The sequence below is a fragment of the Mycetocola zhadangensis genome (assembly GCF_003668565.1).
Taxonomy (GTDB): Bacteria; Actinomycetota; Actinomycetes; order Actinomycetales; family Microbacteriaceae; genus Mycetocola_A; species Mycetocola_A zhadangensis.
The window spans coordinates 1171840-1194610 of sequence record NZ_RCWJ01000001.1; the positions used below are offsets into that span (position 1 = coordinate 1171840).

Below are 22771 nucleotides of genomic sequence, written 5' to 3' on the forward strand. Positions count from 1 at the left end.
TCTAAAAGGAGGGAATGCCCATTTCAAAGGGAAATGAGCGACGATCCCAGACTACCGCGATTCGATTGCGGCCTTTTCCTTGACGCTCGTCGCGTAAACGTCGACGTACTCCTGGAGGCTCAGTCGCTGCAGTTCGTACATCAGCTCGTCGGTGACGGACCGAAGAATGAACCGGTCCCCCTCCATACCTTCGAAACGGCTGAAGTCGAGCGGTTTGCCGATGACGATGCCGATGCGCCGAATTCGCGGAAGCGTGGTGCCGATCGGCATCATCTTCTCGGTGTCGATCATCGCAACCGGGATGATCGGCACACCGGCTTCGAGGACCATCCGCGCTACGCCGGTGCGACCTCGATACATTTTGCCGTCCGGGCTTCGAGTGCCCTCGGGGTAGATACCCAACAGGTCTCCCCCACCGAGAATGCGGAGGCCGGTACGAAGAGATGCCTCTGAGGCTTTGCCGCCGGACCTGTCGATGGGCAGCTGCCCTGTCGCGGTCATGAACATGCGCGTGGCCCAACCTTTGAGCCCTTTGCCGGTGAAGTACTCACTCTTGGCGAGAAACGAGATCCGCCGGTCCAGGTAAAGCGGAAGGAATACGGAGTCAATCACCGACAGGTGGTTCGACGCGAGGATTGCCCCGCCGGATTTGGGGATGTTCTCCTGGCCGATCACCCACGGACGAAAAACAGACTTCAGGAGTGGGCCAGCCACCAGGTACTTCATGAACCAGTAGAACATCGTCGTCCCAGTATGCTCTACAGCTGCGCTGAGTCGGCGGTGCGACGTGCGGCGACACGCGCAAGGTCGGCTGCGCCGACGACGCCGGCGTTGTTCACGAGCTCCGCGATTCGGAACTCGGGCTCAGGGTGGTAACCCCGGGCCGGAAGGTGCTCGAGGTATGCGTTGCGGATTGGTTCGAGCAGCAGCTCGCCCGCTTGCGCCACTCCTCCGCCGATCACGAAGAGTTGCGGGTCGAGGATAGCGCCGAGGCTGGCGCAGCCCTGGCCGAGCCCGTGGCCGAGCTGGCGGAGGGCTGCCAGTGAGCCGCCATCGCCGGCGATGATGAGGTCCGCGACGTCGTTTCCGGTGAGTTCGCCGGTCAGTGCCCTGCGATCGGCGAGGGCCTGCCCGATTCCGCCAGCGTCAGCGAGTTCATTGGCGAAGCGAAGGAGTGCGCGGCCCGAGCCATACTGTTCGAGGCAGCCGTGCTGGCCGCAGCCGCAGGGGTGGCCGTCTGGCACGAGGCGCATGTGTCCGAGTTCGGCGCCAGCGCCGAAACCACCGCGGAAGAGGCGATCCTCGGTGACGATGGCGCCGCCGACGCCGGTGCCAATGGTCAGCATCACCATGTCGCTGACAAGTCGGCCGGCGCCGAAGCGGAACTCAGCCCACCCCGCTGCGTTTGCGTCGTTGTCGATGACGATGGGGAGGTGCAGCCTGGCAGCCAGGCGAGCCTGGAAAGGCTCGTTCCTCCAGCTGATGTTCGGCGCGTAGTACACGGTTGACTGTGCGGCGTCGATGAAGCCGGCAGCGGCGACCCCGACACCCTCGATGGCTTCGCCCATTGCAAGGTCGGTCACCATGGCGACCACCGCGTCTTCAATCAGCTGCGCGGTCGGTGGCGTGGGTACACGAGCCTCACGGAGGATGTCGCCTTCTTCATCAACGAGTGCGCCGGCGATTTTGGTTCCGCCGATGTCTATACCGATGGCGTGCACAGGAACCTCCAGTTGAAACCAGAATGGATGGTCTGACGAAAGCGACAAGCACAGCCCGCGCGAGTACCGCTCAGTTTAGTGATCCGGTCCAACCCGCGTGATCTCGCCCGCATTCGAGGCCGGATGCCCCCTAGAGTAGACGTACCCTGCCCCTTTAGGTACCGAAGGAGATACCTTGGAACAGTTCGATGTCCCAGCAGTTGTCACCGCCGACCCGACAGCGAACACAACGGATCTGCTGGTCGAGCGTGCAAAACTCACACCAACGGCCCCCCTCTTCGCTCTTCCGGACAACGGAGGATGGAAAGACGTCAGCGCCGAGGAATTCCTCCGCCAGGTCGTCGCCCTCGCCAAAGGGTTCACCGCTGCAGGAATTGAGCCGGGCGACAAAATCGGCTTGATGTGCAAAACCAGCTACCAGTGGACGCTGATCGACTTCGCCACCTGGTTCACCGGCGCCATCCTGGTACCGATCTACGAAACCAGCTCCCCGAGCCAGGTTCAGTGGAACATGGAGGACTCGGGTGCCGTCGCGGTCATCCTCGAGAGCGCTGACCACTTTGCCCGCTTTGACGAGGTTCACCCCGACCTTCCATTGATCCGTAACGTCTGGCAGATCGCCCTCGGCGACCTGGACAAGCTGTCTGCCTCCGGCACTGATGTGCCGGACGAGGAGATCGAGCGTCGCCGTTCGCTCGCCGTCGGCGCGGACATCGCGACGCTCATCTACACCTCCGGGTCTACGGGCAAGCCGAAGGGCTGCGTGATCACGCACTCAAACTTCGTCGAGCTTTCGCGTAACTCCGCCGTCGCACTTCACGAGGTTGTGGACGGGAAGAACGGGTCATCGACCCTTCTCTTCATCACGCTGGCGCACATCTTCGCCCGCTTCATTTCAGTGCTCAACGTGCACGCCGGCGTGAAGACCGGACACCAGCCTGACACCAAGCAGCTGCTCCCGGCGCTCAGCACATTCCAGCCGACGTACCTCCTCGCGGTTCCTCGCGTTTTCGAGAAGGTATACAACTCGGCTGAGCAAAAGGCTGAAGCCGGCGGCAAGGGCAAGATCTTCCGCGCCGCCGCTGACGTCGCAGTGGACTACTCGAAGGCACGGCAGGCCGGAAAGGTCCCGTTCGGGCTCAAGGCCAAGTTCATGCTGTTCGACAAGCTCGTCTACAACAAGCTGCGCACCGCGATGGGCGGTCACATTGAGTACGCCGTCTCCGGTTCGGCCCCTCTCGGATCACGGCTCGGACACTTCTTCCACAGTCTAGGCATCGAAATCCTCGAGGGTTACGGCCTCACAGAGACCACGGCGCCCGCGAGTGTGGGTCGTCCGGGCAAGACACCGATCGGCACCGTCGGCCCGCCAATGCCCGGGGTGTCGATCCGCATCCTCGACGACGGTGAGATCGAGGTCAAAGGCAACAACGTTTTCAAGGAGTACTGGAAGAACCCAGAGGCCACAGCCGAGTCGTTCAACGACGGCTGGTTCCGCACGGGTGACCTCGGGACCTTCGACGCGGATGGCAACCTCGCCATCACCGGCCGCAAGAAGGAGATCATCGTCACCGCTGCCGGCAAGAATGTTGCCCCTGCCGCGCTCGAGGACCCGATCAGGTCGAACCCGGTCGTCGGCCAGGTCGTGGTCGTCGGAGATCAACGCCCGTTCATCTCCGCTCTGATCACTCTCGACTCCGAGATGATCGGCACCTGGCTCGGCAACAACGGCCAGGACGCGTCCCTGTCACTCGAGCAAGCCACGAAGAACCCTGCGGTACTCGCTGAGATCCAGAAGGCCATCGACAACGCGAACACCCGGGTGTCCCGGGCGGAGTCCATCCGAAAGTTCGTCGTTCTGAATACGGAGTTCACCGAGGCGAGCGGGCACCTGACGCCCAAGCTGAGCATCAAGCGTCACGTCATCCTCAAGGACTTTGCGCCCATCATCGACGGTCTCTACGCTGACGCTCCGACCCAGGGCATGTCGCTGAAATAGGCCGACCCGCTTTCGACAACGAAAAAGCACCCGCCCTGGTTCAAGCCAGATCGGGTGCTTTTTCGTTGTACCAGGTTCCGCCGTCTCGTGGTGCAGCGCCGGTTCAGAACCAGCTGCTCTCCCGGACTTCCTTCATGGCAGCGCGGCGGTGTTCCTTGCCGAGCCGGTCCAGGTAGAGCATGCCGTTGAGGTGGTCGGTTTCGTGCTGCAACGCCTGTGCGAGGACGCCGGTTCCGGAGACCTCCACGGGGTTACCGTCGAGGTCGATCCCTGTCACACGAGCGAAGGGGTAGCGCGGTGTCGGATACCAGAGCCCTGGCACCGAGAGGCACCCTTCGTCAACGAGTTCAGCCTCGCCCCGTGTCTCAACGAGTTCGGGGTTGAGAATGTACCCAATTTCACCGTCGACGTTGTAGCTGAACGCCCGCAGGTTGACGCCGATCTGGCTTGCGGCGACGCCAGCGCGACCGGGCAGCCGCACACTGTCGAGGAGGTCGTCAACGAGCCCGCGGACCCGGTCATCGATGTCGGTGATCGGGTCGGATGAGGTCTTGAGCACCGGGTCTCCGAAAAGTCGGATCTGTCGTTCTGTCACTGGCGTCTTTCGGTCGGGGATGATGTGGGAAGTGTCGGTCGTGTTGTGGGCATTCCCGCGACGACAAGCGCGGCCAGAGTCCGAGCTGCGTGCCGTGTCACGGGTTTGAGGTCTTTGAAGGAGATGGCGGAACCGGCTGCGAGTTGAGGGTCGTACGGGATTCGGACGATCTCGCGGACCCGCGACTTGAAGTGGCTCTCGATCTCGCCGAGGTTCACCATGTGCGACCCCTGCGTCGCCGTATTCAAGGCGACTATTGCGTTGGACACGAGGTGCTCGTAGCCGTTCCGCTCAAGCCAGGTCAGGGTCTCGGACGCGAGTCGCGCCTCATCGACGCTTGATCCGGAAACGATGACGACAGCATCCGCTCGCCGTAATGTCGCACCCATGACGGAGTGCACGATGCCGGTGCCGCAGTCGGTGAGTACGAGTGAGTAGTACTGCGAGGCGATGTCAGCCACGATGTCGTAATCGTCGGCGTTGAACGCTTCGGACAGCAGCGGATCGGTGTCTGACGCCAGTACGTCGAGTCGGGTTTCATCTCGAGCGACCAGAGTGGAGAACTCGTTGTAGCCGTGGATCGAGTCGACATCGCGAACGACGTCGCGAACCGTGTGATCGGTGTGTCTTGCGATGCGTTCGGAGAGCGTCCCGCGGTCGGGGTTGGCGTCGATCGCGATGATCCGGTCATCGCGAGTGTCAGCGAGAGCCATGCCGAGAAGCGCGGTTACCGTCGTTTTGCCGACACCGCCCTTGCGGGTGAGGACCGGGACGAACCGGGCGCCACCGTGAAAGTGTTTGCGGATGCGCTCGTCGAGGTCCTTGCGCGCTGCGGCTTCGGCAGAATCACCGAGGTGGACGCGCTGGCCGCTGACGTCGTAGACGAGCTTGCGCCAGAAGCCCTCCGGTGGTGTCCGGCTGCCGTGGGTTCCCTCAAGCAGGCGTTCGCTGGTGAGAAGATCTGACGATTCGGGTCCGCCTTTCTCAGATCGCCTGGCACTCACACTCACCGGCGCCGGCTGGACCTCCGGCGTCGGAACGGGAGCGTGCAGAACGACAGACTCCGTCGAAGGCTCGGTGCCGGCTTCCAGGTAGTCGGGTTGCACTGCAACGTCGTCGATGGCGACGGCCTGCTCATCTTCGGGAATGTCGTGGATCGGCGCTGCAGGCAGTTGGACGGAGACCGTCGCCCGTGACGACACGGCGTCGATCGGGTCGATCGACGCCGTGTCTGTGTCTGCGGACGAGAGCACCGGCTCAGCGGCAACGTCCTTTCCGGACCTGTCGCCTGAGTGTCGCGCGCTACCCCCTGCGCCTTGAGTGGGTGCCATGGGAGCAACCCCCTTCGTTCGGGTTCAACCCCTTAGTTTAGGTGTCAGCGCTCCCCCGTGCCCAGAACAAGCGTTACGCGCCCGGCTTGACCACCACGATCAGGTCGCCGGCTTCCACCTGCTGGGTCGTTGAGATCGCCACACGTTCGACGGTTCCGCCAACAGCAGCGGTGATTGCCGCCTCCATCTTCATGGCCTCAATCGACGCGACAGGCTGGCCGGCCTCGACGACATCGCCTTCGGCCACCTTGACGGTAACAACACCGGAGAACGGCGCGGCAACCTGGCCCGGCTTCGACGTGTCTGCCTTCTCGACGGGCTTCGTCTCGACCTTGATGCTCGTGTCTCGCACGAACACCGGCCGCAACTGGCCGTTCAGCGTCGTCATCACCGTGCGCATACCCTTGTCGTCCGGTTCACCGATCGCCTCAAGGCCCGCGTACAGGCGGACACCCTTGTCGATCTCGATGACGTGCTCCTGGCCCGGCTCGAGCCCGTAGAGGTAGTCGATGGTGTCAACAACCGAGAGATCGCCGAAGAGTTCACGGGTCTGCAGGAAGTGCTGCGTCGGTGCGGGGAACAGCAGGCGGTTCAGAGCTGCCCTCCGCTCGACCGACGTGCCGTCGAGCTGCGCCTGGTCGTCGTCGCTCAGCGGGGCGACCTCGATGTTGATGTTCCTGCCAGCGAGAACCTTGCTGCGGAAGGGCTCAGGCCAGCCACCGGGCAGGTCGCCCAGTTCGCCGGCCATGAAGCCGACGACCGAGTCCGGCACATCGTACTTGTCCGGGTTCTCGGCGAAGTCGGCCGGGTCGGCCTTCACAGCGGCGAGGTAGAGCGCGAGGTCACCAACAACCTTTGACGACGGCGTGACCTTCGGCACACGACCGAGGATCCGGTTCGCGGCGGCGTACATGTCCTCGATCAGCTCGAAGTGGTCAGCGAGCCCAAGGGCGATCGCCTGCTGGCGCAGGTTCGACAGCTGGCCGCCGGGGATCTCGTGGGTGTACACGCGCCCGGTCGGGCCGGCGAGGCCTGACTCGAACGGCTTGTAGATGTGACGAACCGCTTCCCAGTACGGCTCAAGATCCGCGACAGCCTGCAGGGAAAGTCCCGTGTCACGTTCCGTGTGCGCGAGCGCTGCGACGAGAGCGGATGCCGATGGCTGGCTTGTGGTTCCGGCCATCGGAGCGCTCGCAACGTCAACCGCATCCGCGCCGGCCTGGCTCGCGGCAAGCAGCGTGGCCAGCTGGCCACCCGCCGTGTCGTGAGTGTGGACGTGAACGGGCACATCGAAGCGTTCACGGAAAGCAGAGACGAGCTTTGCCGCGGCGGCGGGACGCAGAAGACCCGCCATGTCCTTGATGGCAAGAACGTGTGCTCCTGCGGAGACGATGTCGTCGGCGAGCCGGAGGTAGTAGTCCAGGTTGTAGAGGTCCTCGGACGGGTCGAGCAGGTCGCCGGTGTAGCACACGGCGACCTCGGCGACAGTTGTTCCGGTTGCGAGCACAGCGTCGATCGCCGGCCGCATCTGGTTGACGTCATTCAGAGCGTCGAAGATCCGGAAGATATCAACGCCACTGTCCGCTGCCTCGCGCACGAAAGCATCCGTCACCGCTGTCGGGTACGGCGTGTAACCGACCGTGTTGCGACCGCGGAGCAGCATCTGGATGGCGACGTTCGGCAGGGCCTCACGCAGGCTGGACAGCCGCTCCCACGGGTCTTCGCCGAGGAAACGCAGTGCGACGTCGTACGTCGCGCCACCCCATGCCTCAACGGAGAGCAACTCGGGGGTGAGCCTGGCGACGTAGGGCGCAGCGGCGAGCAGGTCGCGGGTGCGCACGCGGGTCGCGAGGAGCGACTGGTGCGCGTCACGGAAGGTGGTCTCCGTGACGGCCAACGCTGTCTGTTCCCGCAGCGCGCGGGCGAAGCCCTGCGGTCCGAGTTCGAGCAGGCGCTGCCGAGATCCGGCGGGGGCCGGCGTGGTCAGGTCGAGCGTCGGCAGTTTCTCGGCCGGGTGGAAGTTCGTCGGCCGTGCCCCGTGAGGCTGGTTCACCGTAACGTCGGCGAGCCAGTTCATGATCTTGGTTCCACGGTCCTTGGAAACCCGCCCGCGCACCAGCTCGGGGCGCTCGTCGATGAACGACGTGCTGAGGTCACCGGCAACAAACTCCGGGTCTTCCAGAACAGCCTGGAGGAAGGAGATGTTCGTGGAGACACCGCGGATTCGGAACTCGGCGAGCCCGCGCTTCGCGCGTGCAACGGCGGCCGGGAAGTCGCGGCCGCGGCAGGTCATCTTCGCGAGCATCGAGTCGAAGTGCGGGCTGATCTGAGCGCCGGGGTTGATGGTTCCGCCGTCGAGACGAATTCCGCCTCCACCCGGCGAGCGGTAGGTGGTGATCTTTCCGGTGTCCGGGCGGAAACCCTGCGCCGGGTCTTCCGTGGTGATGCGGCACTGCAGAGCGGCACCGTGCATCGAAATGGTGTCCTGGCTGAGCCCGAGGTCGGCGAGGGTCTCCCCCGCTGCGATACGGATCTGCGACTGGACGAGGTCGACATCGGTGATTTCTTCGGTCACCGTGTGCTCAACCTGAATACGCGGGTTCATTTCAATGAAGACGTGCTGGCCCTTACGCTCGCCGGCTGTGTCCAGGAGGAACTCGACGGTACCGGCGTTGACGTAGCCGATCGATCGCGCGAAGGCGATGGCGTCGCGGTACAGTGCCTGACGCAGTTCATCGCTGATGTTCGGCGCCGGAGCGATCTCGACGACCTTTTGGTTGCGGCGCTGCACAGAGCAGTCGCGCTCGAAGAGGTGAACGGTGCCGCCAGAAGCGTCAGCGAGGATCTGCACTTCGATGTGACGCGGACGCAGTACGGCCTGCTCAAGAAACATTGTCGGGTCACCAAAAGCGCTGTCTGCCTCACGCATGGCTTCGGCCAGCGCCGGAGCGAGCTCTTCCTTCGTGGCGACACGGCGCATACCGCGTCCACCTCCACCCGCGACAGCCTTGGCGAACAGCGGGAAGCCGACAGCGTCTGCTCCTGCGAGCAGTTCGTCGATGTTCCGAGACGCGGGCGTTGATGCGAGAACAGGCACGCCCGCCTCGATCGCGTGCGTCTTCGCAGTGACCTTGTTTCCGGCCATCTCGAGCACGTTCGACGTTGGGCCGATGAAGGTGATGCCGTTCGCAGCGGCTTGTTCAGCCAACTCAGGGTTTTCGGAGAGGAACCCGTAACCGGGGTAAATCGCGTCAGCGCCTGACTCCAGTGCGACACGAATAATTTCGGCTACGTCGAGGTATGCCCGAACCGGGTGACCGGGCTCGCCGATCTGATATGCCTCATCGGCCTTAAGCCTGTGCATAGAGTTGCGGTCTTCGTACGGGAAGACAGCAACGGTTTTTGCCCCGAGTTCATAAGCAGCGCGAAAAGCGCGGATAGCGATTTCACCTCGGTTGGCAACGAGAATTTTCTTGAACATGCAGACCTCTCTGGCAACACAGCGCACAGGGAACAGTTAGGTTCTGCCAGCTTAGTGAAGGTAACGTATCTACTTGTGCACGTACTAAGCGTCTCGAGCCTCAAAGGAGGCGTCGGGAAAACAACAGTCAGCCTTGGCCTGGCCTCCGCGGCCTTCGCCAAGGGCGTCCGAACCCTCGTCGTCGATCTCGATCCACAGTCAGATGTGTCGACCGGCATGGATATTGCCCTCGCGGGTCGATTGAACGTCGCTGACGTTCTCGCGTCGCCGAAGGAAAAAACCGTTCGCCAGGCGATCTCGCCAAGCGGCTGGACGAAGACACACCCGGGCACCATTGACGTGCTCATCGGCAGCCCGTCAGCCATTAACTTCGACGGCCCTCACCCGTCCATTCGCGACATTTGGAAGCTCGAGGAAGCCCTCGCCCACGTCGAGGACGACTACGACCTCGTTCTCATCGACTGTGCCCCATCACTCAACGCACTGACCCGCACGGCGTGGGCAGCGAGTGACCGCGTTGTCGTTGTCACCGAGCCTGGCCTGTTCTCCGTCGCCGCCGCTGACCGCGCGCTCCGCGCCATCGAAGAGATCCGGCGCGGCCTCAGCCCCCGACTCCAGCCTTTGGGCATCGTGGTCAACCGTGTCCGTTCGCAGTCACTTGAGCACCAGTTCCGCATCAAGGAGCTCCGCGACATGTTCGGTCCCCTGGTGCTCAGCCCGCAGTTGCCAGAGCGCACTTCGTTGCAGCAGGCCCAGGGTGCGGCAAAGCCGCTTCACATTTGGCCTGGCGACAGCGCTCAGGAGATGGCGAACAACTTCGACCTGCTTCTCGATCGCGTGCTCCGCACTGGCCGAGTCGGCGAGTACGCTGACCCCGCAAAAGCAGCTCGGTAACCTACCTCAGCACTCCTAAGCAGTGCGGGCTCGCCAGCGCTGCCCACTTCGGAACGCTGAAGGCTTACACGGGCGTTCGCTCGCGCAGCGCTTTGGCGCGGACCTGTGGGCAAGAAAAAGCTCGCCTTACCACGGTAAGGCGAGCGACGTGAGGAAGAACCTACGCGGTGCGCGCTGCGCGACGAACCGCGAGTTCGTCCATCGGATCGGCTGTCTGGCTGTCGAACTCGATGAGTGTGCTCTCGACTTCGCGCAGAACCTTGCCGACGGCGATACCGAAAACGCCCTGGCCACGACTGACGAGGTCGATGACCTCATCGTCCGAGGTGCACAGGTACACGCTGGCGCCATCGCTCATGAGTGTGGTCTGGGCCAGGTCATTGATGCCGGATTCGCGAAGCTGGTTGACGGCCGTTCGAATCTGCTGAAGTGAAATTCCGGTGTCGAGCAATCTCTTGACCAGTTTGAGCACAAGAATGTCGCGGAACCCGTAGAGCCGCTGCGACCCGGAACCGGCCGCACCACGCACGGTTGGCTCAACGAGGCCGGTACGGGCCCAATAGTCGAGCTGACGGTAGCTGATGCCGGCAGCACGCGCGGCAACGGCGCCGCGGTAGCCTGACTGGTCGTCCAGGTCCGGCATGCCGTCGGTGAAAAGCAGCCCCAGGTCGTACCGAGCATTGTCGTTGGCGGTATTCTCGCTCATCCGTTGGTGCTCCTGTCGAAAAAGGCTGCGGCGGGTGCCACGTTGTCAACGCTACAGAGCCGGGCCGTTTCGATCAACGACATCGGCTCAGCGAGCCCGGCGTGTCGAGCTGCCGTGATCATTCTGTGACCTGCCGTCGCGCCGGGCTCACGAGGTGAGCCTGCCGAGCGCCGACCGAACGAGGCTCGCACGAATCACGTCGAGCTGCCCAGCGATCTCACCGGACAGTTCTGCGGCGCGCGCCCTGCTGCCGGCGTCGTCCTTCCGCGAGATCGGCAAGAGTGCACTCTCGATCAGACTGACTTCCCGTTCAGCGGTCGCGCGGTAGCCGCGCAGGTGCCGGGGTTCGATGCCGCACCGTTTGAGCGCGACGAGCGAACGAAGCACACCGAGGCTGTCATCGGTGTATGTTTCCGACGGCGTAATCAGTGAGGCAGAAATCGCGTCATTAAACAGTGAAGCGGATGCTCCCGCCTCCTTGATCAATTCCTCACGCTGGTACCGCCTGCCTGCGGGAATGATCGTTGAAACGCGGCCAGTGCCCCCAGGCAGAGCGGGCGACTGCCCAGCGTCCAAATCGTCGAGATAGCCGCGGATCACCTTGAGCGGCAGATAGTGGTCACGCTGCATCGAGAGGATGATGCGCAGCCGCTCCACATCGTCAGGGGAAAACTTCCGGTAGCCGGACTGCGTCCGACGCGGCGAAACGAGGCCCTGCTCCTCCAGGAAACGCAGCTTCGAGTTACTGAGGTCGGGGAACTCCTTCGCCAGCCGCGCGAGCACCTGGCCTATTCCAAGGAGAGCGGGCGATGACTGCCCCTTGCGCGCTTGACCCGCGCGCACATTCTCCTGCCCGCGCTCAGCCCCGTGCTGCCTGGCCGCCTGGGCTGACACAGGCTAGGCGCCCGCTTGAGCGTTCAGGTCGACGCGTGACGGGTAGAAAGTGAGACGGAACTTTCCGACCTGCACTTCCGCTCCATCGCTCAACATGGCGTTGTCGATGCGCACACCATCGAAGTACGTTCCGTTCAGCGAGTTCAGATCGCGCACTTCGAATGCGACGCCGTGGCGAAGAAATTCTGCGTGCCGCCGAGACACCGTGACGTCGTCGAGGAAAATATCGGCATCCGGGTGCCGGCCAACCGTCGTCACATCGGCGTCGAGAAGAAAGCGAGCGCCTGTGTTCGGACCCCTGCGAGCGATCAGCAGTGCCGACCCTGACGGAAGCGCCGCAATGGCTTCTCTCTCGTCAGCGCTGACATCCGCTTCGACTGCCTGGAGCGCCGCACTCAGATCGCGACTGAAGCTCGCTGTCGTATCGTTTGCAACTGCGCCGGTCGCACTGTCGTACGCGGCCGGCTCTCGCAAAAAAGCCCCGGTCGGGGGATTCTGCTCGTCCCCGGTCGGGGGGTTCTGCTCGTGGGGGTATGACACCGTGAACCTCCTAGGTTTCCAGCGTATCTGATCCGAGGTCCGTGTGTGATGAACCCGGGTGCTTTGGGTGCACTCTTTTCACGCGGACGGTGTCAACGAGGTAGAGGATGCCGGCCCACCAGTAAAGCACGGCGCCGACGATGGCGAAAATCATGCCGAACGGCTGCGCGTAGCCGTGAACGTCCGGCAACGCGGCTCCGAGCATCAATAGCGGGAGGCCAACAAAGAGACACGCCGTTGCGAACTTCCCCACCCAGTTGACCGGGAAAGCACCGTGGCCGATACGCGCCAGCAGTATTCCAATGACCAGCAGCATCACGTCACGGGAAATGATGACGATCACGAGCCACCACGGAATCAATTCGCGCCAGGCCAGTCCGAGCAGCGCGGCCAGAATGTAGAGACGATCGGCCGCCGGGTCGAGCAGTTGGCCAAGTCGGGAGACCTGGTTGAGTCGGCGTGCCAGGAAGCCGTCGAGAAAATCGGTAAATCCTGACACAGCGAGAATGACAAGCGCCCAGATGTCCTGCCCCTCGACAAGCAGGATGAGGAATACGGGAACGAGCGCGAGCCGGAGAAAGCTCAGCAGATTCGGAACCGTCAGGATGCGGTCACTCACGAGGGAATCGCCTTCTCTGCTCACCCGGCCAGCCTAATGGACGTGCTTCTGATGCCGCGGAAAGACCTGTGAAGCATGACACCCCTACGAGGGCGTTTTCTCATTGATTTCCTGACGTACTCTTTACACATGCAGCGCAATCCGCGAACCGGCGATCAGATCGGCCGGCTCGACATTTCGCCCAGACTGCGCCGCCGAATCGCACTCAGGGTGGGCGTTCCCGTTGCGATCGCCACCGCCGTTGGCGCCTTGTTTTTCGCGCTATCACCGCGTCCGGTTGCCGTGACAGCGACGCCAGGCGACGGCTCAGGCGGCACGGTGGCTGCCGCTGCCGATTCGACGTTTTCCCTGGCGTCATTCGTCGACGCTCGAGATTTGATGAAAGACGCGGACCGAACCTTCGTCGTGCAGGTCATTGGTGATTCCACCGGCAATGAACCCGGTGAGTGGGTCGACGTTGCGTTTCGAGCTCTCTCCGAAGAACTCGACCGGCCACTCGTTCAACACCCGTGGGACGTGCTGTCGAGCGCGTACCTCGAGCCGATTCGCTCCAACGACAACGCACCGCATGCCCCGCTCGAGGTGTGGAACGGTTCGGCGAGCGGCAAGACCGCCGAGTACTCACTCGCCAACTTCGACACTCTTATTCCGGTGGAACCTGACCTCGTGATCCTCAATCATGGCCTCAACAATGTGCTGGAGCCGGCCCAGGTCGGGGAGCAGTTCACCGCGCTGGTTGCCGAGATTGAACGCCACTGGCCGTCACAGATCGGCTACGCAGCGCTCCTCGAGAATCCCCGACTCGACCAGTACTCTGCCGCCCACGACGACGTCATCGACCACGTGACCGGCTGGCTCGCTGAGCACCAGGAGGTTCGCGCCGTCGACGTGCACTCCGCGTACCTCGATTCACCTGACGTCACGACTCTGCTTCTGCCCGACCTGCTGCACCCGACGCCCGCGGGATCAGCACTGACAGCATCGACGGTGCTCGACGCCCTCCAGCGCTGACAATCCGAAGCGATTCGGCCGCGTCAAAAATGCTGAGCGTCCGAAAGAACGGTTGAGACTTCACCCGCCAGCGGCGAGGAAGAATATCCCGAAGTTCTGAAGGGAGAAAGCTTCGCCGGATGGAGATGAGTCCGTCTTCCCGCACGAAGGACCGCCGGAAGAGGATCGCCGTGACGGCGCCGTAGAGAACGTACCCGAGGCGGGTTCTCCGAATGTCGCTGTGAATCACCAGTCGCCGTGCGAGCCGCTCAGAGTCGGCAAGCACCGCTCCAAGCTCAGGTGCGGAGAGGTGGTGCAAAACGTGGTTGGAGACGACGAAGTCGAAAGTCGCCCCTTCGGAAACAAGTTCCGAACTGGTGCACTGGCGGTAGGTGACACCCTCCCTCGTCGGCAGGCTGCGAACGTATGCGGCCGCACGCGGATCGGGGTCTATCGCGGTGACCGAGAGCGTGACGCCGTCGCGTCGCGCAAGCCTGTGTAGCGCACGAGCGACGTCACCTCCACCCGTCCCAATGTCGAGGAGAGTGTGGTGCGTTCCCGTGAACCGTGGCCGGATCTCGGCCCGGTAGGTAATTCCCCAGCCGGCAACGATCCCGTTGATCACCGGGAACTGCGCATAGGTACGGAACAGTGTGGGCAGGTCGCACTCAGGATCGTCCATCCGCTCCGCGACCTCAATGTCACGGAAGCGGAGCCACCCCGCGACGCCAGAACGTGTTCTCACCGGTCGACCCGGGTGAACAAGCCAGTTTCGACGGTTAGGCCTGGCCCGAACGCCATGGCGCACACCCGTTCCTCGCTCACATCGCCCGGGGACTGGAGAATCTCCTTGAGGACGAAGAGCACTGTGGCGCTCGACATGTTTCCGTAGTCGCGAAGGATGCGTCGCGACGGCGTGAGTTGTTCGACACTAAGGCCGAGGGTGGACTGGACCTTGTCGAGAATGCTGCGTCCGCCAGGATGGATGGCCCAGCGCGCGATTCGATTCGGCAGGTCTTCGGCCAGCCATGGCTCGTCGACGAGCAGGGGCTCCAGGGCCGGTCGAATGTAGGTGTCGATGATCTTCGGCACCGCAGCGCTCAGCACCATTTCGAATCCGGTGTCACCGATCGTCCACGCCATATCTTCCTCGCCGACCGGCGTCAGTTCGCTGGCGAGCTTGTCGATCCTCAACGTCGGCGTTCCTGCCGGCCCGGGTGCAGCTGTGACAATCGCCGCCGCCGCTCCGTCACCAAACACGCTCGAGGCCACGATCTGGTCGGGGTCGTTGGACGATCGAACATGGATGGTGCACACTTCGCAGCTGACGATCAGTACAACGGCCCGAGGATCAGCCTCGCAGAATGCGGCAGCCGCCCGCAGCGCGGGGAACGCGCCGTAGCACCCCATAAATCCGATGTGGTAGCGCTGGGTACCAGTGGCGAGACCGAGCTTGCGCACAATTTCGTAGTCCGGACCCGGGGAGTAAAACCCGGTGCACGAGACGGTGACGACGTGCGTGACATCACTGGCCTCGATCTCCGCACAGTCATCGAGCGCGCGCCGCGCAGCGTCGACGAACAGAGTACGAGCCGCCTCGATATAGACCTCATTGCGGGTGCGGGTTGATGGCGCAAGCAACGCACCAGCGGCAGCGTCATAGAACGTGGGTTCGCCGACGGGCGTCGACCCATCGAGCTCTTCGACCACGGTGTGGCGCGTGTCGATTCCCGAAACATCGAACGAGGTTCGCACAAGCCGCTCTCCCAGCCGCGTGAGCCCATCCTGGGACGCGAAAATCTCCCGCGCCACCGACTGATCGAGGATCGTCGGCGGAACTGCAGTCTGGATGGTTCGTACATGCGCTGGCATAGATCACACTCTAAACACCAGCGCCCCCTGTTCACGGCCGGTTGCGCGAGAAGAAACTATCCGAACACGATTTGTCCCACGAACAACCCGTCCACAACCTCCTGTCGTGTTTTCGACGCTCGCGCAAGGCCTTGAGAACGGTCCAGGTCGCGGCCTAGCCTGATCCAATCACACCGGCCGAAAGGACAACAGGACTATGGCAACGGCAACGCAGGAACGAACAAGGACCACTTCGTCGAACTCCGGAGCGAAGACCACCCGCAGGCAGAAGCCCGAGCGCGGATTCATCGCATCCAGCGAGCTCGCCGAGAACATGCAGAAGGTGCTCGTCGACCTGGTCGAGCTGCACATTCAGGGCAAGCAGGCGCACTGGAACGTCGTCGGCAAGAACTTCCGTGATCTGCACCTGCAGCTTGACGAGATCATCGAGGCCGCTCGCGAATTCTCTGACGAGGTTGCTGAGCGCATGCGGGCACTGCACGCCGTCCCGGACGGACGCAGCGATACGGTCGCATCGACCACAACACTGCCCGCATACCCCAACGGTGAGACAGACACCGCCCAGACCGTCGACCTGATCACGGTCCGCCTCGAGGCAACGGTCGCCACCATGCGTGACGTACACGACGCCATCGACGAGGAAGACCCGACGACAGCAGACATCCTGCACGCGATCATCGCGAAGCTTGAACAGTTCGCGTGGATGGTCAGCGCGGAGAACCGCTCAAGCTCAAAGGGCTAATCACGTCGAACACATCGCCGATCTTTCCCTGGGAGGTCGGCGATGTTTCGGTTTGGCGACGGATGCCTGTTCCTCATTTTGGTGCGGACGACAGGCGCCCCTATTCGACGTCCGCCGACGCCCCACCGGCTTTGGCCTGTGGCTCAGGCACGATCTGGAGTCCGCTTGCGGAGTTCGACGACGCACTCAACGCGAGGATCCAGTCACGGTTGAGCGAAGGCAGCCTCGAACCGAAGTATTTGTAGTGCAGTGGAATGTGGGGAGCAAGCCAGATTGTGCTTCGACCGTCTCCGACAGCGGGGTCGTCCTTCCAGCTGAAGTAGAACGATTCGCCTCTCCGAAGCTTTGCACCGATGACGATTTGCAGGTGCGCAAGCACACGGTCATCAAAATCGACGGTCAGTGTCGAATCGTAGTAAAGCTTTCCCATGTCAGACCTTTCCCCAATACCACCTGGCGATTCGACGTGCCCAGGCGCCGCGCGGAATTCGTCCGCGGAAGCGGCCAGCAAACACTGCTTACCGAAACACTAGCCTGACCGGGCAGGCGAGGTAAGAGTTCACCTCAGAACACGTGCGATCCGGCCGTAGAATCGAAGCCATGCCGCTGTGGACCGAAATCGCCGACCGGGTCTACGTCCGGCGCTACTCCCCGCTCGATATCTCCGTCACACTGATTCGCGGTGACGAAGGCCTGCTACTTGTCGACACCCGCTGCAATCCGCGTGAGGCATCAGAAATCCGAGCGGATGCCATGACCCTCGGTTTCGGGGACGTCACCCGTGTGGTGAACACTCACGCACACTACGACCACACGTTCGGAAACTCGGAGTTCGCCGCAACGGCGACGGTGTACGGGCATTCCCGGATCCCCGCTCACTTCGCCGCCTTCGAGTCGCCCCGGCTGGACGTGTGGCGAGAGGACCCCGCTGCGCAGCCGCAGTATGACTGGCGCGACGTCGTTCTCACTCCCCCCGCAGTGCTGATCGACGCCGAAATTGAGCTCGACATCGGCAACCGGCTCGTGCGCCTGGTGCCCCTCGGCCCAGGACACACCGACACAGACCTCGTTGTGCACGTGCCGGACGCCCACACCTGGATTGTGGGAGACGTCGTCGAGGAGTCCGGACCGCCGATGTTCGGCTCGGGCAGCTTCCCGTTCGACTGGCCGGTCCAGCTCGACGCCCTCGCCGGGCGAATGACCGACGCCGACGTGATCGTGCCTGGTCACGGAGCCCCAGTAAACGTGGCCTTTCTTCGACAGCAGGCCGTTCTGCTGCGCAACGTAGCTGATGGCATCCGTGAATCGTATTCCCGCTCTGAACCACTCGAGCTGGTGATAGATCGGCTCTCCGCTGCCACCGGCCTGCCCGAACCAATCACCGAAGCCGCTGTCTACCGCGGCTACACCCTGCTCGCCGGGCAAACATCATGACGTCGACCGTGCGGATCGACAGCTGGCTGTGGGCCGTGCGCGTGTACAAAACCCGCTCGATGGCGACGACCGCGTGCCGTGGCGGCCACGTTCGGGTCGGCGGTGAGCGGGTCAAGGCCGCGTACCCGGTGAAAATCGGCGACGAGGTTCGCATCCGCGAGCACGGTTTCGACCGCATTGTGACCGTGACGCGCCTGGCCACGAAACGAATGGGGGCACAGGCAGCCGCTGAGTGCCTGATTGACACAACTCCGCCTCCGCCGCCCCGGGAGGAAGTTGCCCTCGCTCCGACCCGTGACCGCGGTGCCGGCCGGCCGACGAAACGTGAACGGCGCGACCTGGAGAAGCTGCGCGGTCGGGAGCCCGCCGACGACTGAGCGGCCTAGGCTGGGCCTGTGACCGTGCTGACTCCAGACCTGCTCGAGCGGATCCGTTCCCGCGCGCCAGGCTATGACCGCGACAATGTTTTTCCCACTGAGGACCTGGACGAGCTCCGCGCGGCCGGGTACCTTGCCCCGCAATCGTTGCTTGATGCCGCACACAACCAGCGACTGCTCGCGCGCTTCGCCCCTGCGACAGCACTCGCCATCAACATGCACCACGTCGTTGTCGGTGTCGCCCGCGTACTGCACGATCGGGGCGACTTCAGCCTGGACTGGATCCTCGACGAGGCCAGGGCCGGTGAGTTGTTCGCTTTCGGCAACAGCGAGGCGGGAAACGACGAGGTGATGTTCGACTCTGGCACGCGAGCGGAACCGCAGCAGGACGGCTCGTACCTGTTCACCGGAACAAAGATTTTCACCTCGCTGTCGCCGGCCTGGACCCGGCTGGGCATCTTTGGCAGGGACGACACGGACCCGGACTCCCCCGTGCTCGTGCACGGGTACCTCACGCGGAACAGCGAAGGACACCGGGCCGTCGGCGACTGGAACACCCTCGGCATGCGCGCAACGCAGAGTTTCACCACGGTTCTCGAGAACGCCCGTGTGCCCGCAGAACGAATCGCGCGGATCCTCCCGGTCGGCCCGAGTGCCGACCCGTACATCTTCGGAATCTTCAGCAACTTCCTCCTGCTGATCAGCTCGGTGTACGCCGGAATCGCTGACCGTGCGCTCGAACTCGGTGTCGAGGCCGCACACCGCAGAACATCGAAGAAAGCCGGAGGACGACGCTACGCAGACGATCCAGACATCCGCTGGCAGCTCGCAGACGCCGCCATGGCGCTCGACTCGCTGGCGCCGCAGATCGAGTCGCTCGCCACCGACGTCGACAACTCGGTCGACCATGGAAGTGCGTGGTTCCGGCTGCTCGTCGGAACCAAGACCCGGTCTGTCGACGTCGCCAGGGACGTGGTCGAGAAGGCGATCCGCTGCTCCGGCGGCGCGTCGTATTCGGCCGATCACGAGCTGGGCCGACTGTATCGCGACGCCCTCGCCGGCCTGTTCCACCCGAGCGACCCGGAATCGGCGCACTCCACAGTCGCCAACCACCTGCTCGGACCGGTCAGCCCACCGCGGTAAGGCTGCGTTCGAGCGCTGCCTCAGCTGTGCGCTTCTCCGCCTCGACGCTGATCCGGTTCGCCATTCCGTTGAAGATAACGCCGTGGAACGGCAGTATGGCGAACCAGTACAGGCGACCGCCGAGCCCTTGCGGAAAGAAAACTGCACGCTGGCGGTAACGAGAACCGGTCGCGGTTTCCTCGACGCAGAGCTCAAGCCAGGCGCGGCCTGGCACCCTCATCTCGGCGCGCAGCCGCAGCCGGGAACCCCGATCGAGCAGTTCGACCCGCCAGAAGTCGAGGGCGTCACCGGTCTGCAGCCGGGAGGCATGACGCCGTCCGCGCCGCAACCCGACTCCCCCGACGAGCTTGTCCATCCACCCGCGCGCAGCCCAGGCCAGCGGGAACGAGTACCACCCGTTCTCGCCGCCGATACCCTCGATGACCGCCCAGAGATCGGCGGGGGTCGCCGCTGTCTCACGTTCCTTGAGGTCGGTGTAGACGACGTGCCCGGCCCAGAGGGGGTCGCTTGGCAATGAATCGCTCGGAGCTCCAAAGACCGACGAGTCCTGCCAGCTGGTTTCGACATCGCCATCACGCATCCGGGCGAGGGCCAACCGCACCGCGGCACGGTAGCCGGTGAGCCCGCCGGGCGGAGCAGGAATGTACTCGTCGATTCCGTGCTCGGTAACGACACAGTCGTACTGCAACGACGCGATGATCGGAACGGCGAGGCTGCGCGGAATCGGCGTGACCAGGTTGACCCACTGCGACGCCAGCCACGGCGTGAGCACGGGCAGGGAAGCGATCGGGCGCTGCTTGAGCCCGGCCTCGAGGGCATACCCGTTCATCATCTGCCCGTAACGCAGAATGTCAGGACCACCGATATCGAAAGTGCCCTGAACAGCGCCAGGAAGCCTGGCCGCCTCGACGAGGTAGTGCAGGACATCACGAATCGCGATCGGCTGGATCCGGTTTCGTACCCATTTCGGTGCAGGCATGTACGGCAGCACCTCGGTCAGGTGCCGGATCATCTCGAATGACGCGGAACCGGAGCCGATAACAACGCCGGCCTGGAACGCGATCGTCGGGACAGGCGAGTTCAGAAAAATCTCGCCGACGGCAACGCGGGATCTGAGGTGCTCGGAGAGGTCGCCAGTTGCGGGATGCAGTCCGCCCAGGTAGATGATCCGGGACACGCCCGCGTTCCCGGCCGCCTCGGCCACCGTCTGAGCACTGGCCGCCTCGATGTCCTCGAAACGTCCGCCTGCCCCCATGGAGTGCACCAGATAATAGAGAGTGTCGACGTCGACGCACGCCGCGGTGACGGCATCCGTGTTCGCTAGATCGCCCTCAACCACTTCAACGTCGTTTCGCCACGGAACATCAACCAGCTTGTGCGGGCTGCGCACGAGCACCCGCACCGCGAAACCGGCTTCAAGCAATTTGGGGACGAGGCGACCGCCGACGTAGCCGGTGGCTCCTGTGACGAGAATGCGAGACATGAGTCGACACTACGTCGACGGTGGCCGCGCCGGGCGCGCGGCACGAGAATTCACTCCTCGATCACAGACAAGACATTGCCGGCCGGGTCGCGGAACCAGGCGATCGACGGGCCGTTGCCGCTCATGATGCCTCTGTCGTCTGTGGGGAACTGCTCGTCATCGTAGATCTTGGTCGTCACTCCAGCGGCGTTCAGCTCGTCGACGGCTCGGCCGACGTCAGAAACCAGGAAGTTGAGGATCGTGAACGACGCTGGAGTGTGGTCGGGCTTCGGGTAGGCGATGACCTCGGCCCCGCCTGGAAGGGTGAGGTGGAGAATGCCCATCTCACCGGTAGCCACCTGGAGGCCGAGAGTCGTGCCGTAGAACTCCTGTGCAGCGTCGATGTCGTCGACGCTGAATCCACCGAACGCGGATGTTGTGGTCAGCATGTGTAGCTCCTTTGCGTGCGTTGTGCATGGGGGTTCCGAATAAGGACTCCCGTTGTCCTCATTCCGTTTTTACACTGGTGCAACCCAAGTATCGACCCCCGGAGGACGCCATGGACTGGAAGATCGAGCTGATTGCGGTGCCGGTCACCGATGTGGACCGCGCCATCGACTTCTACACGAACAGGGTCGGCTTTGCCCTCGACTCCGACCACCGGGTCTCGGATGAGCTTCGGTTCGTACAGCTCACCCCACCGGGCTCAGCGTGCTCAATCGCGATGGGCACCGGTATCACCGAAATGGCGCCTGGCTCACAGAAGGGTATCCAGATCGTCGTGAGTGACGCGGATGCCGCGAGGGCGCAGCTGATCGACGGCGGGGTGCTCGCCAGTGATGTTGACGAGCAGCCGTGGGGTCGGTTTGTCTACTTCGATGACCCGGACGGGAACAGCTGGGCGCTGCAGGAGTTGCCGCAACGAACATAACGGTCGCGGCGGATGGCGCAAGCCCTTGAGCTGTGAAAGATCCGGTGGCAGCGTCGCAGCATGACTCGATTCGGATACACACTCATGACGGAGCAAAGCGACCCACGAGAACTCGTTCGTTATGCCGTTGCGGCCGAGAACGCCGGGTTCGACTTTGAAGTGTCGAGCGACCATTACTCGCCGTGGCTCACCGAACAGGGACACGCGCCGTTCGCCTGGACGGTTCTTGGCGCGGTGGCGCAGGTGACGAGCCGGGTCGAGCTGGCCACCTTTGTGACCTGTCCGACGATGCGATATCACCCGGCCGTCGTCGCGCAGAGTGCGGCGACTCTCCAGATACTCGCCGAGGGCCGGTTCATCCTCGGGCTCGGTTCGGGCGAGAACCTCAACGAGCACGTCGTCGGTGAGGGCTGGCCATCCGTCGACGTGCGACAGGACATGCTCGAGGAGGCGGTGACCATCATCCGTGAGCTTCACACCGGCCAGCTCGTGACCTGGGAGGGTTCGTACTTTCGCGTCGACTCCGCCCGCATCTGGGACGTTCCGGACTCCGGCGTGCCGATCGGCGTCGCCGTTTCGGGCGAGAAGTCCATCGCGAGGTTCGCTCCACTCTCGGATCACTTCATCTCGACAGAGCCTGACCCGGAGCTCGTTGCGGGGTGGCGAGCGGCCAAGGGCGGCACGACAGACGAATCGCGGGTGATCGGCCAGATCCCCATCTGCTGGGGCCCTGATAAGCAAAAAGCGATCTCGAAGGCGCACGAACAGTTCCGCTGGTTCGCCGGCGGCTGGGCGGTCAACGCCGACCTGCCGACGCCCGCCGGGTTCGCCGGTGCGACGCAGTTCGTACGCGAGGAAGACGTTGCCGAGTCGATCGCGTGCGGTCCTGACCTCGATGAAATCGCGGAAAGCGCTCGCGCGTTTGTCGACGCCGGTTATACAGACATCGCACTCATTCAGGTGGGTAATGAGGGTCAGGACGCATTTCTTGCCGATGCTGCCGAGCCGCTGCTTGAGAAGCTTCGGGCCCTGTAATTCAG

Annotated in this window: 23 protein-coding genes; 9 read left to right on the plus strand and 14 right to left on the minus strand. The window is 63.4% G+C overall.

The features are described from left to right. Window positions 1–51 precede the first annotated feature (51 nt). Window positions 52–741 (minus strand): lysophospholipid acyltransferase family protein, encoded by a 690-nt coding sequence (locus D9V28_RS05635; protein ID WP_121658662.1) that lies wholly within the window; start codon window positions 739–741, stop codon window positions 52–54. 17 nt (window positions 742–758) lie between these two features. Further along, window positions 759–1721: an ROK family glucokinase gene (locus D9V28_RS05640; protein ID WP_121658663.1), complete on the minus strand. Its 963-nt coding sequence runs from the start codon at window positions 1719–1721 to the stop codon at window positions 759–761. A gap of 175 nt (window positions 1722–1896) precedes the next feature. Here D9V28_RS05640 and D9V28_RS05645 point away from each other — a divergent pair, with 175 nt between their 5' ends. Next, on the plus strand, window positions 1897–3720 hold the full coding sequence (locus D9V28_RS05645) for an AMP-dependent synthetase/ligase (RefSeq protein WP_121658664.1): 1824 nt from the start codon (window positions 1897–1899) through the stop codon (window positions 3718–3720). Window positions 3721–3823: 103 nt separating this feature from the next. Here the strand turns inward: D9V28_RS05645 and def are convergent, their stop codons facing one another. From def to D9V28_RS05660, 3 genes are all read right to left on the minus strand, one after another. Further along, the gene (gene def, locus D9V28_RS05650) at window positions 3824–4315 is read right to left on the minus strand and encodes a peptide deformylase (protein ID WP_121658665.1); all 492 of its coding nucleotides are present in this window, start codon (window positions 4313–4315) and stop codon (window positions 3824–3826) included. Beyond that, the gene (locus D9V28_RS05655; RefSeq protein ID WP_121658666.1) at window positions 4312–5646 is read right to left on the minus strand and encodes a MinD/ParA family ATP-binding protein; all 1335 of its coding nucleotides are present in this window, start codon (window positions 5644–5646) and stop codon (window positions 4312–4314) included. Before D9V28_RS05655 ends, def begins: the two co-directional genes overlap by 4 nt. A gap of 73 nt (window positions 5647–5719) precedes the next feature. Further along, window positions 5720–9127, minus strand: coding sequence for a pyruvate carboxylase (locus D9V28_RS05660; RefSeq protein ID WP_121658667.1), 3408 nt, complete (start codon window positions 9125–9127; stop codon window positions 5720–5722). A gap of 75 nt (window positions 9128–9202) precedes the next feature. On the opposite strand from D9V28_RS05660, the gene D9V28_RS05665 reads away from it, so the two are divergent. Then, a complete protein-coding gene (locus tag D9V28_RS05665) occupies window positions 9203–10021 on the plus strand; it encodes a ParA family protein (RefSeq protein WP_121658668.1) in 819 nt (272 codons plus the stop codon). 160 nt (window positions 10022–10181) lie between these two features. Here the strand turns inward: D9V28_RS05665 and D9V28_RS05670 are convergent, their stop codons facing one another. From D9V28_RS05670 to pgsA, 4 genes are all read right to left on the minus strand, one after another. Then, complete coding sequence (locus D9V28_RS05670) at window positions 10182–10727, minus strand: MerR family transcriptional regulator (RefSeq protein ID WP_121658669.1); 546 nt, start codon at window positions 10725–10727, stop codon at window positions 10182–10184. Window positions 10728–10874: 147 nt separating this feature from the next. After that, window positions 10875–11570, minus strand: coding sequence for a transcriptional regulator FtsR (gene ftsR, locus D9V28_RS05675; RefSeq protein ID WP_121658670.1), 696 nt, complete (start codon window positions 11568–11570; stop codon window positions 10875–10877). A 54-nt stretch (window positions 11571–11624) separates the two neighbouring features. Beyond that, window positions 11625–12095 carry an FHA domain-containing protein gene (locus D9V28_RS05680; RefSeq protein WP_121658920.1) on the minus strand — a complete coding sequence of 157 codons (471 nt, stop codon included), beginning with the start codon at window positions 12093–12095 and terminating at the stop codon, window positions 11625–11627. Window positions 12096–12171: 76 nt separating this feature from the next. Further along, window positions 12172–12804 (minus strand): CDP-diacylglycerol--glycerol-3-phosphate 3-phosphatidyltransferase, encoded by a 633-nt coding sequence (gene pgsA, locus D9V28_RS05685; protein ID WP_229727732.1) that lies wholly within the window; start codon window positions 12802–12804, stop codon window positions 12172–12174. A 105-nt stretch (window positions 12805–12909) separates the two neighbouring features. Between pgsA and D9V28_RS05690 the strand changes: the two genes are divergently transcribed. Further along, the gene (locus D9V28_RS05690) at window positions 12910–13791 is read left to right on the plus strand and encodes an SGNH/GDSL hydrolase family protein (protein WP_183086432.1); all 882 of its coding nucleotides are present in this window, start codon (window positions 12910–12912) and stop codon (window positions 13789–13791) included. On the opposite strand, the gene D9V28_RS05695 is transcribed toward D9V28_RS05690, so the two are convergent. Next, complete coding sequence (locus D9V28_RS05695) at window positions 13700–14515, minus strand: class I SAM-dependent methyltransferase (RefSeq protein ID WP_229727733.1); 816 nt, start codon at window positions 14513–14515, stop codon at window positions 13700–13702. The genes D9V28_RS05690 and D9V28_RS05695 overlap by 92 nt on opposite strands. Then, window positions 14512–15642: a type III polyketide synthase gene (locus D9V28_RS05700; protein WP_121658672.1), complete on the minus strand. Its 1131-nt coding sequence runs from the start codon at window positions 15640–15642 to the stop codon at window positions 14512–14514. Before D9V28_RS05700 ends, D9V28_RS05695 begins: the two co-directional genes overlap by 4 nt. Window positions 15643–15838: 196 nt before the next feature. Here D9V28_RS05700 and D9V28_RS05705 point away from each other — a divergent pair, with 196 nt between their 5' ends. Continuing rightward, the gene (locus D9V28_RS05705) at window positions 15839–16384 is read left to right on the plus strand and encodes a Dps family protein (protein WP_121658673.1); all 546 of its coding nucleotides are present in this window, start codon (window positions 15839–15841) and stop codon (window positions 16382–16384) included. A gap of 100 nt (window positions 16385–16484) precedes the next feature. Here the strand turns inward: D9V28_RS05705 and D9V28_RS05710 are convergent, their stop codons facing one another. Next, entirely contained in the window at window positions 16485–16814 is a 330-nt protein-coding gene (locus D9V28_RS05710) for a DUF7882 family protein (RefSeq protein WP_121658674.1), read from the minus strand. Between the two features lie 170 nt (window positions 16815–16984). Here D9V28_RS05710 and D9V28_RS05715 point away from each other — a divergent pair, with 170 nt between their 5' ends. The 3 genes from D9V28_RS05715 to D9V28_RS05725 are packed head-to-tail and all read left to right on the plus strand — an operon-like array spanning window position 16985 to window position 19338. Next, complete coding sequence (locus tag D9V28_RS05715) at window positions 16985–17818, plus strand: MBL fold metallo-hydrolase (protein ID WP_121658675.1); 834 nt, start codon at window positions 16985–16987, stop codon at window positions 17816–17818. Further along, window positions 17815–18195, plus strand: a complete 381-nt coding sequence (locus D9V28_RS05720) for an RNA-binding S4 domain-containing protein (protein WP_121658676.1) — start codon at window positions 17815–17817, stop codon at window positions 18193–18195. The genes D9V28_RS05715 and D9V28_RS05720 overlap by 4 nt, the downstream gene beginning before the upstream one ends. Window positions 18196–18213: 18 nt before the next feature. Beyond that, window positions 18214–19338, plus strand: a complete 1125-nt coding sequence (locus D9V28_RS05725) for an acyl-CoA dehydrogenase family protein (protein WP_121658677.1) — start codon at window positions 18214–18216, stop codon at window positions 19336–19338. Here D9V28_RS05725 and D9V28_RS05730 read toward each other — a convergent pair. After that, window positions 19322–20821, minus strand: coding sequence for an SDR family oxidoreductase (locus tag D9V28_RS05730; RefSeq protein WP_121658678.1), 1500 nt, complete (start codon window positions 20819–20821; stop codon window positions 19322–19324). The two genes, D9V28_RS05725 and D9V28_RS05730, sit on opposite strands and share 17 nt — an antisense overlap. A 50-nt stretch (window positions 20822–20871) precedes the next feature. Continuing rightward, a complete protein-coding gene (locus D9V28_RS05735) occupies window positions 20872–21249 on the minus strand; it encodes a VOC family protein (protein WP_121658679.1) in 378 nt (125 codons plus the stop codon). A 110-nt stretch (window positions 21250–21359) separates the two neighbouring features. Between D9V28_RS05735 and D9V28_RS05740 the strand changes: the two genes are divergently transcribed. Together D9V28_RS05740 and D9V28_RS05745 are read left to right on the plus strand one after the other, a co-directional pair. Next, window positions 21360–21731: a VOC family protein gene (locus D9V28_RS05740; RefSeq protein WP_121658680.1), complete on the plus strand. Its 372-nt coding sequence runs from the start codon at window positions 21360–21362 to the stop codon at window positions 21729–21731. A gap of 60 nt (window positions 21732–21791) precedes the next feature. Further along, window positions 21792–22766 carry an LLM class F420-dependent oxidoreductase gene (locus D9V28_RS05745; protein ID WP_121658681.1) on the plus strand — a complete coding sequence of 325 codons (975 nt, stop codon included), beginning with the start codon at window positions 21792–21794 and terminating at the stop codon, window positions 22764–22766. Window positions 22767–22771 lie beyond the last annotated feature (5 nt).

What these genes read in the sequence shown, in the direction of transcription:
- D9V28_RS05635 (WP_121658662.1), bottom strand. Translation starts at nt 741, where the DNA reads ATGTTCTACTGGTTCATGAAGTACCTGGTGGCTGGCCCACTCCTGAAG.
- D9V28_RS05655 (WP_121658666.1), bottom strand. Translation starts at nt 5,646, where the DNA reads ATGGCACCCACTCAAGGCGCAGGGGGTAGCGCGCGACACTCAGGCGAC.
- D9V28_RS05660 (WP_121658667.1), bottom strand. Translation starts at nt 9,127, where the DNA reads ATGTTCAAGAAAATTCTCGTTGCCAACCGAGGTGAAATCGCTATCCGC.
- D9V28_RS05670 (WP_121658669.1), bottom strand. Translation starts at nt 10,727, where the DNA reads ATGAGCGAGAATACCGCCAACGACAATGCTCGGTACGACCTGGGGCTG.
- D9V28_RS05690 (WP_183086432.1), top strand. Translation starts at nt 12,910, where the DNA reads ATGCAGCGCAATCCGCGAACCGGCGATCAGATCGGCCGGCTCGACATT.
- D9V28_RS05700 (WP_121658672.1), bottom strand. Translation starts at nt 15,642, where the DNA reads ATGCCAGCGCATGTACGAACCATCCAGACTGCAGTTCCGCCGACGATC.
- D9V28_RS05705 (WP_121658673.1), top strand. Translation starts at nt 15,839, where the DNA reads ATGGCAACGGCAACGCAGGAACGAACAAGGACCACTTCGTCGAACTCC.
- D9V28_RS05710 (WP_121658674.1), bottom strand. Translation starts at nt 16,814, where the DNA reads ATGGGAAAGCTTTACTACGATTCGACACTGACCGTCGATTTTGATGAC.
- D9V28_RS05715 (WP_121658675.1), top strand. Translation starts at nt 16,985, where the DNA reads ATGCCGCTGTGGACCGAAATCGCCGACCGGGTCTACGTCCGGCGCTAC.
- D9V28_RS05720 (WP_121658676.1), top strand. Translation starts at nt 17,815, where the DNA reads ATGACGTCGACCGTGCGGATCGACAGCTGGCTGTGGGCCGTGCGCGTG.
- D9V28_RS05730 (WP_121658678.1), bottom strand. Translation starts at nt 20,821, where the DNA reads ATGTCTCGCATTCTCGTCACAGGAGCCACCGGCTACGTCGGCGGTCGC.
- D9V28_RS05735 (WP_121658679.1), bottom strand. Translation starts at nt 21,249, where the DNA reads ATGCTGACCACAACATCCGCGTTCGGTGGATTCAGCGTCGACGACATC.
- D9V28_RS05740 (WP_121658680.1), top strand. Translation starts at nt 21,360, where the DNA reads ATGGACTGGAAGATCGAGCTGATTGCGGTGCCGGTCACCGATGTGGAC.
- D9V28_RS05745 (WP_121658681.1), top strand. Translation starts at nt 21,792, where the DNA reads ATGACTCGATTCGGATACACACTCATGACGGAGCAAAGCGACCCACGA.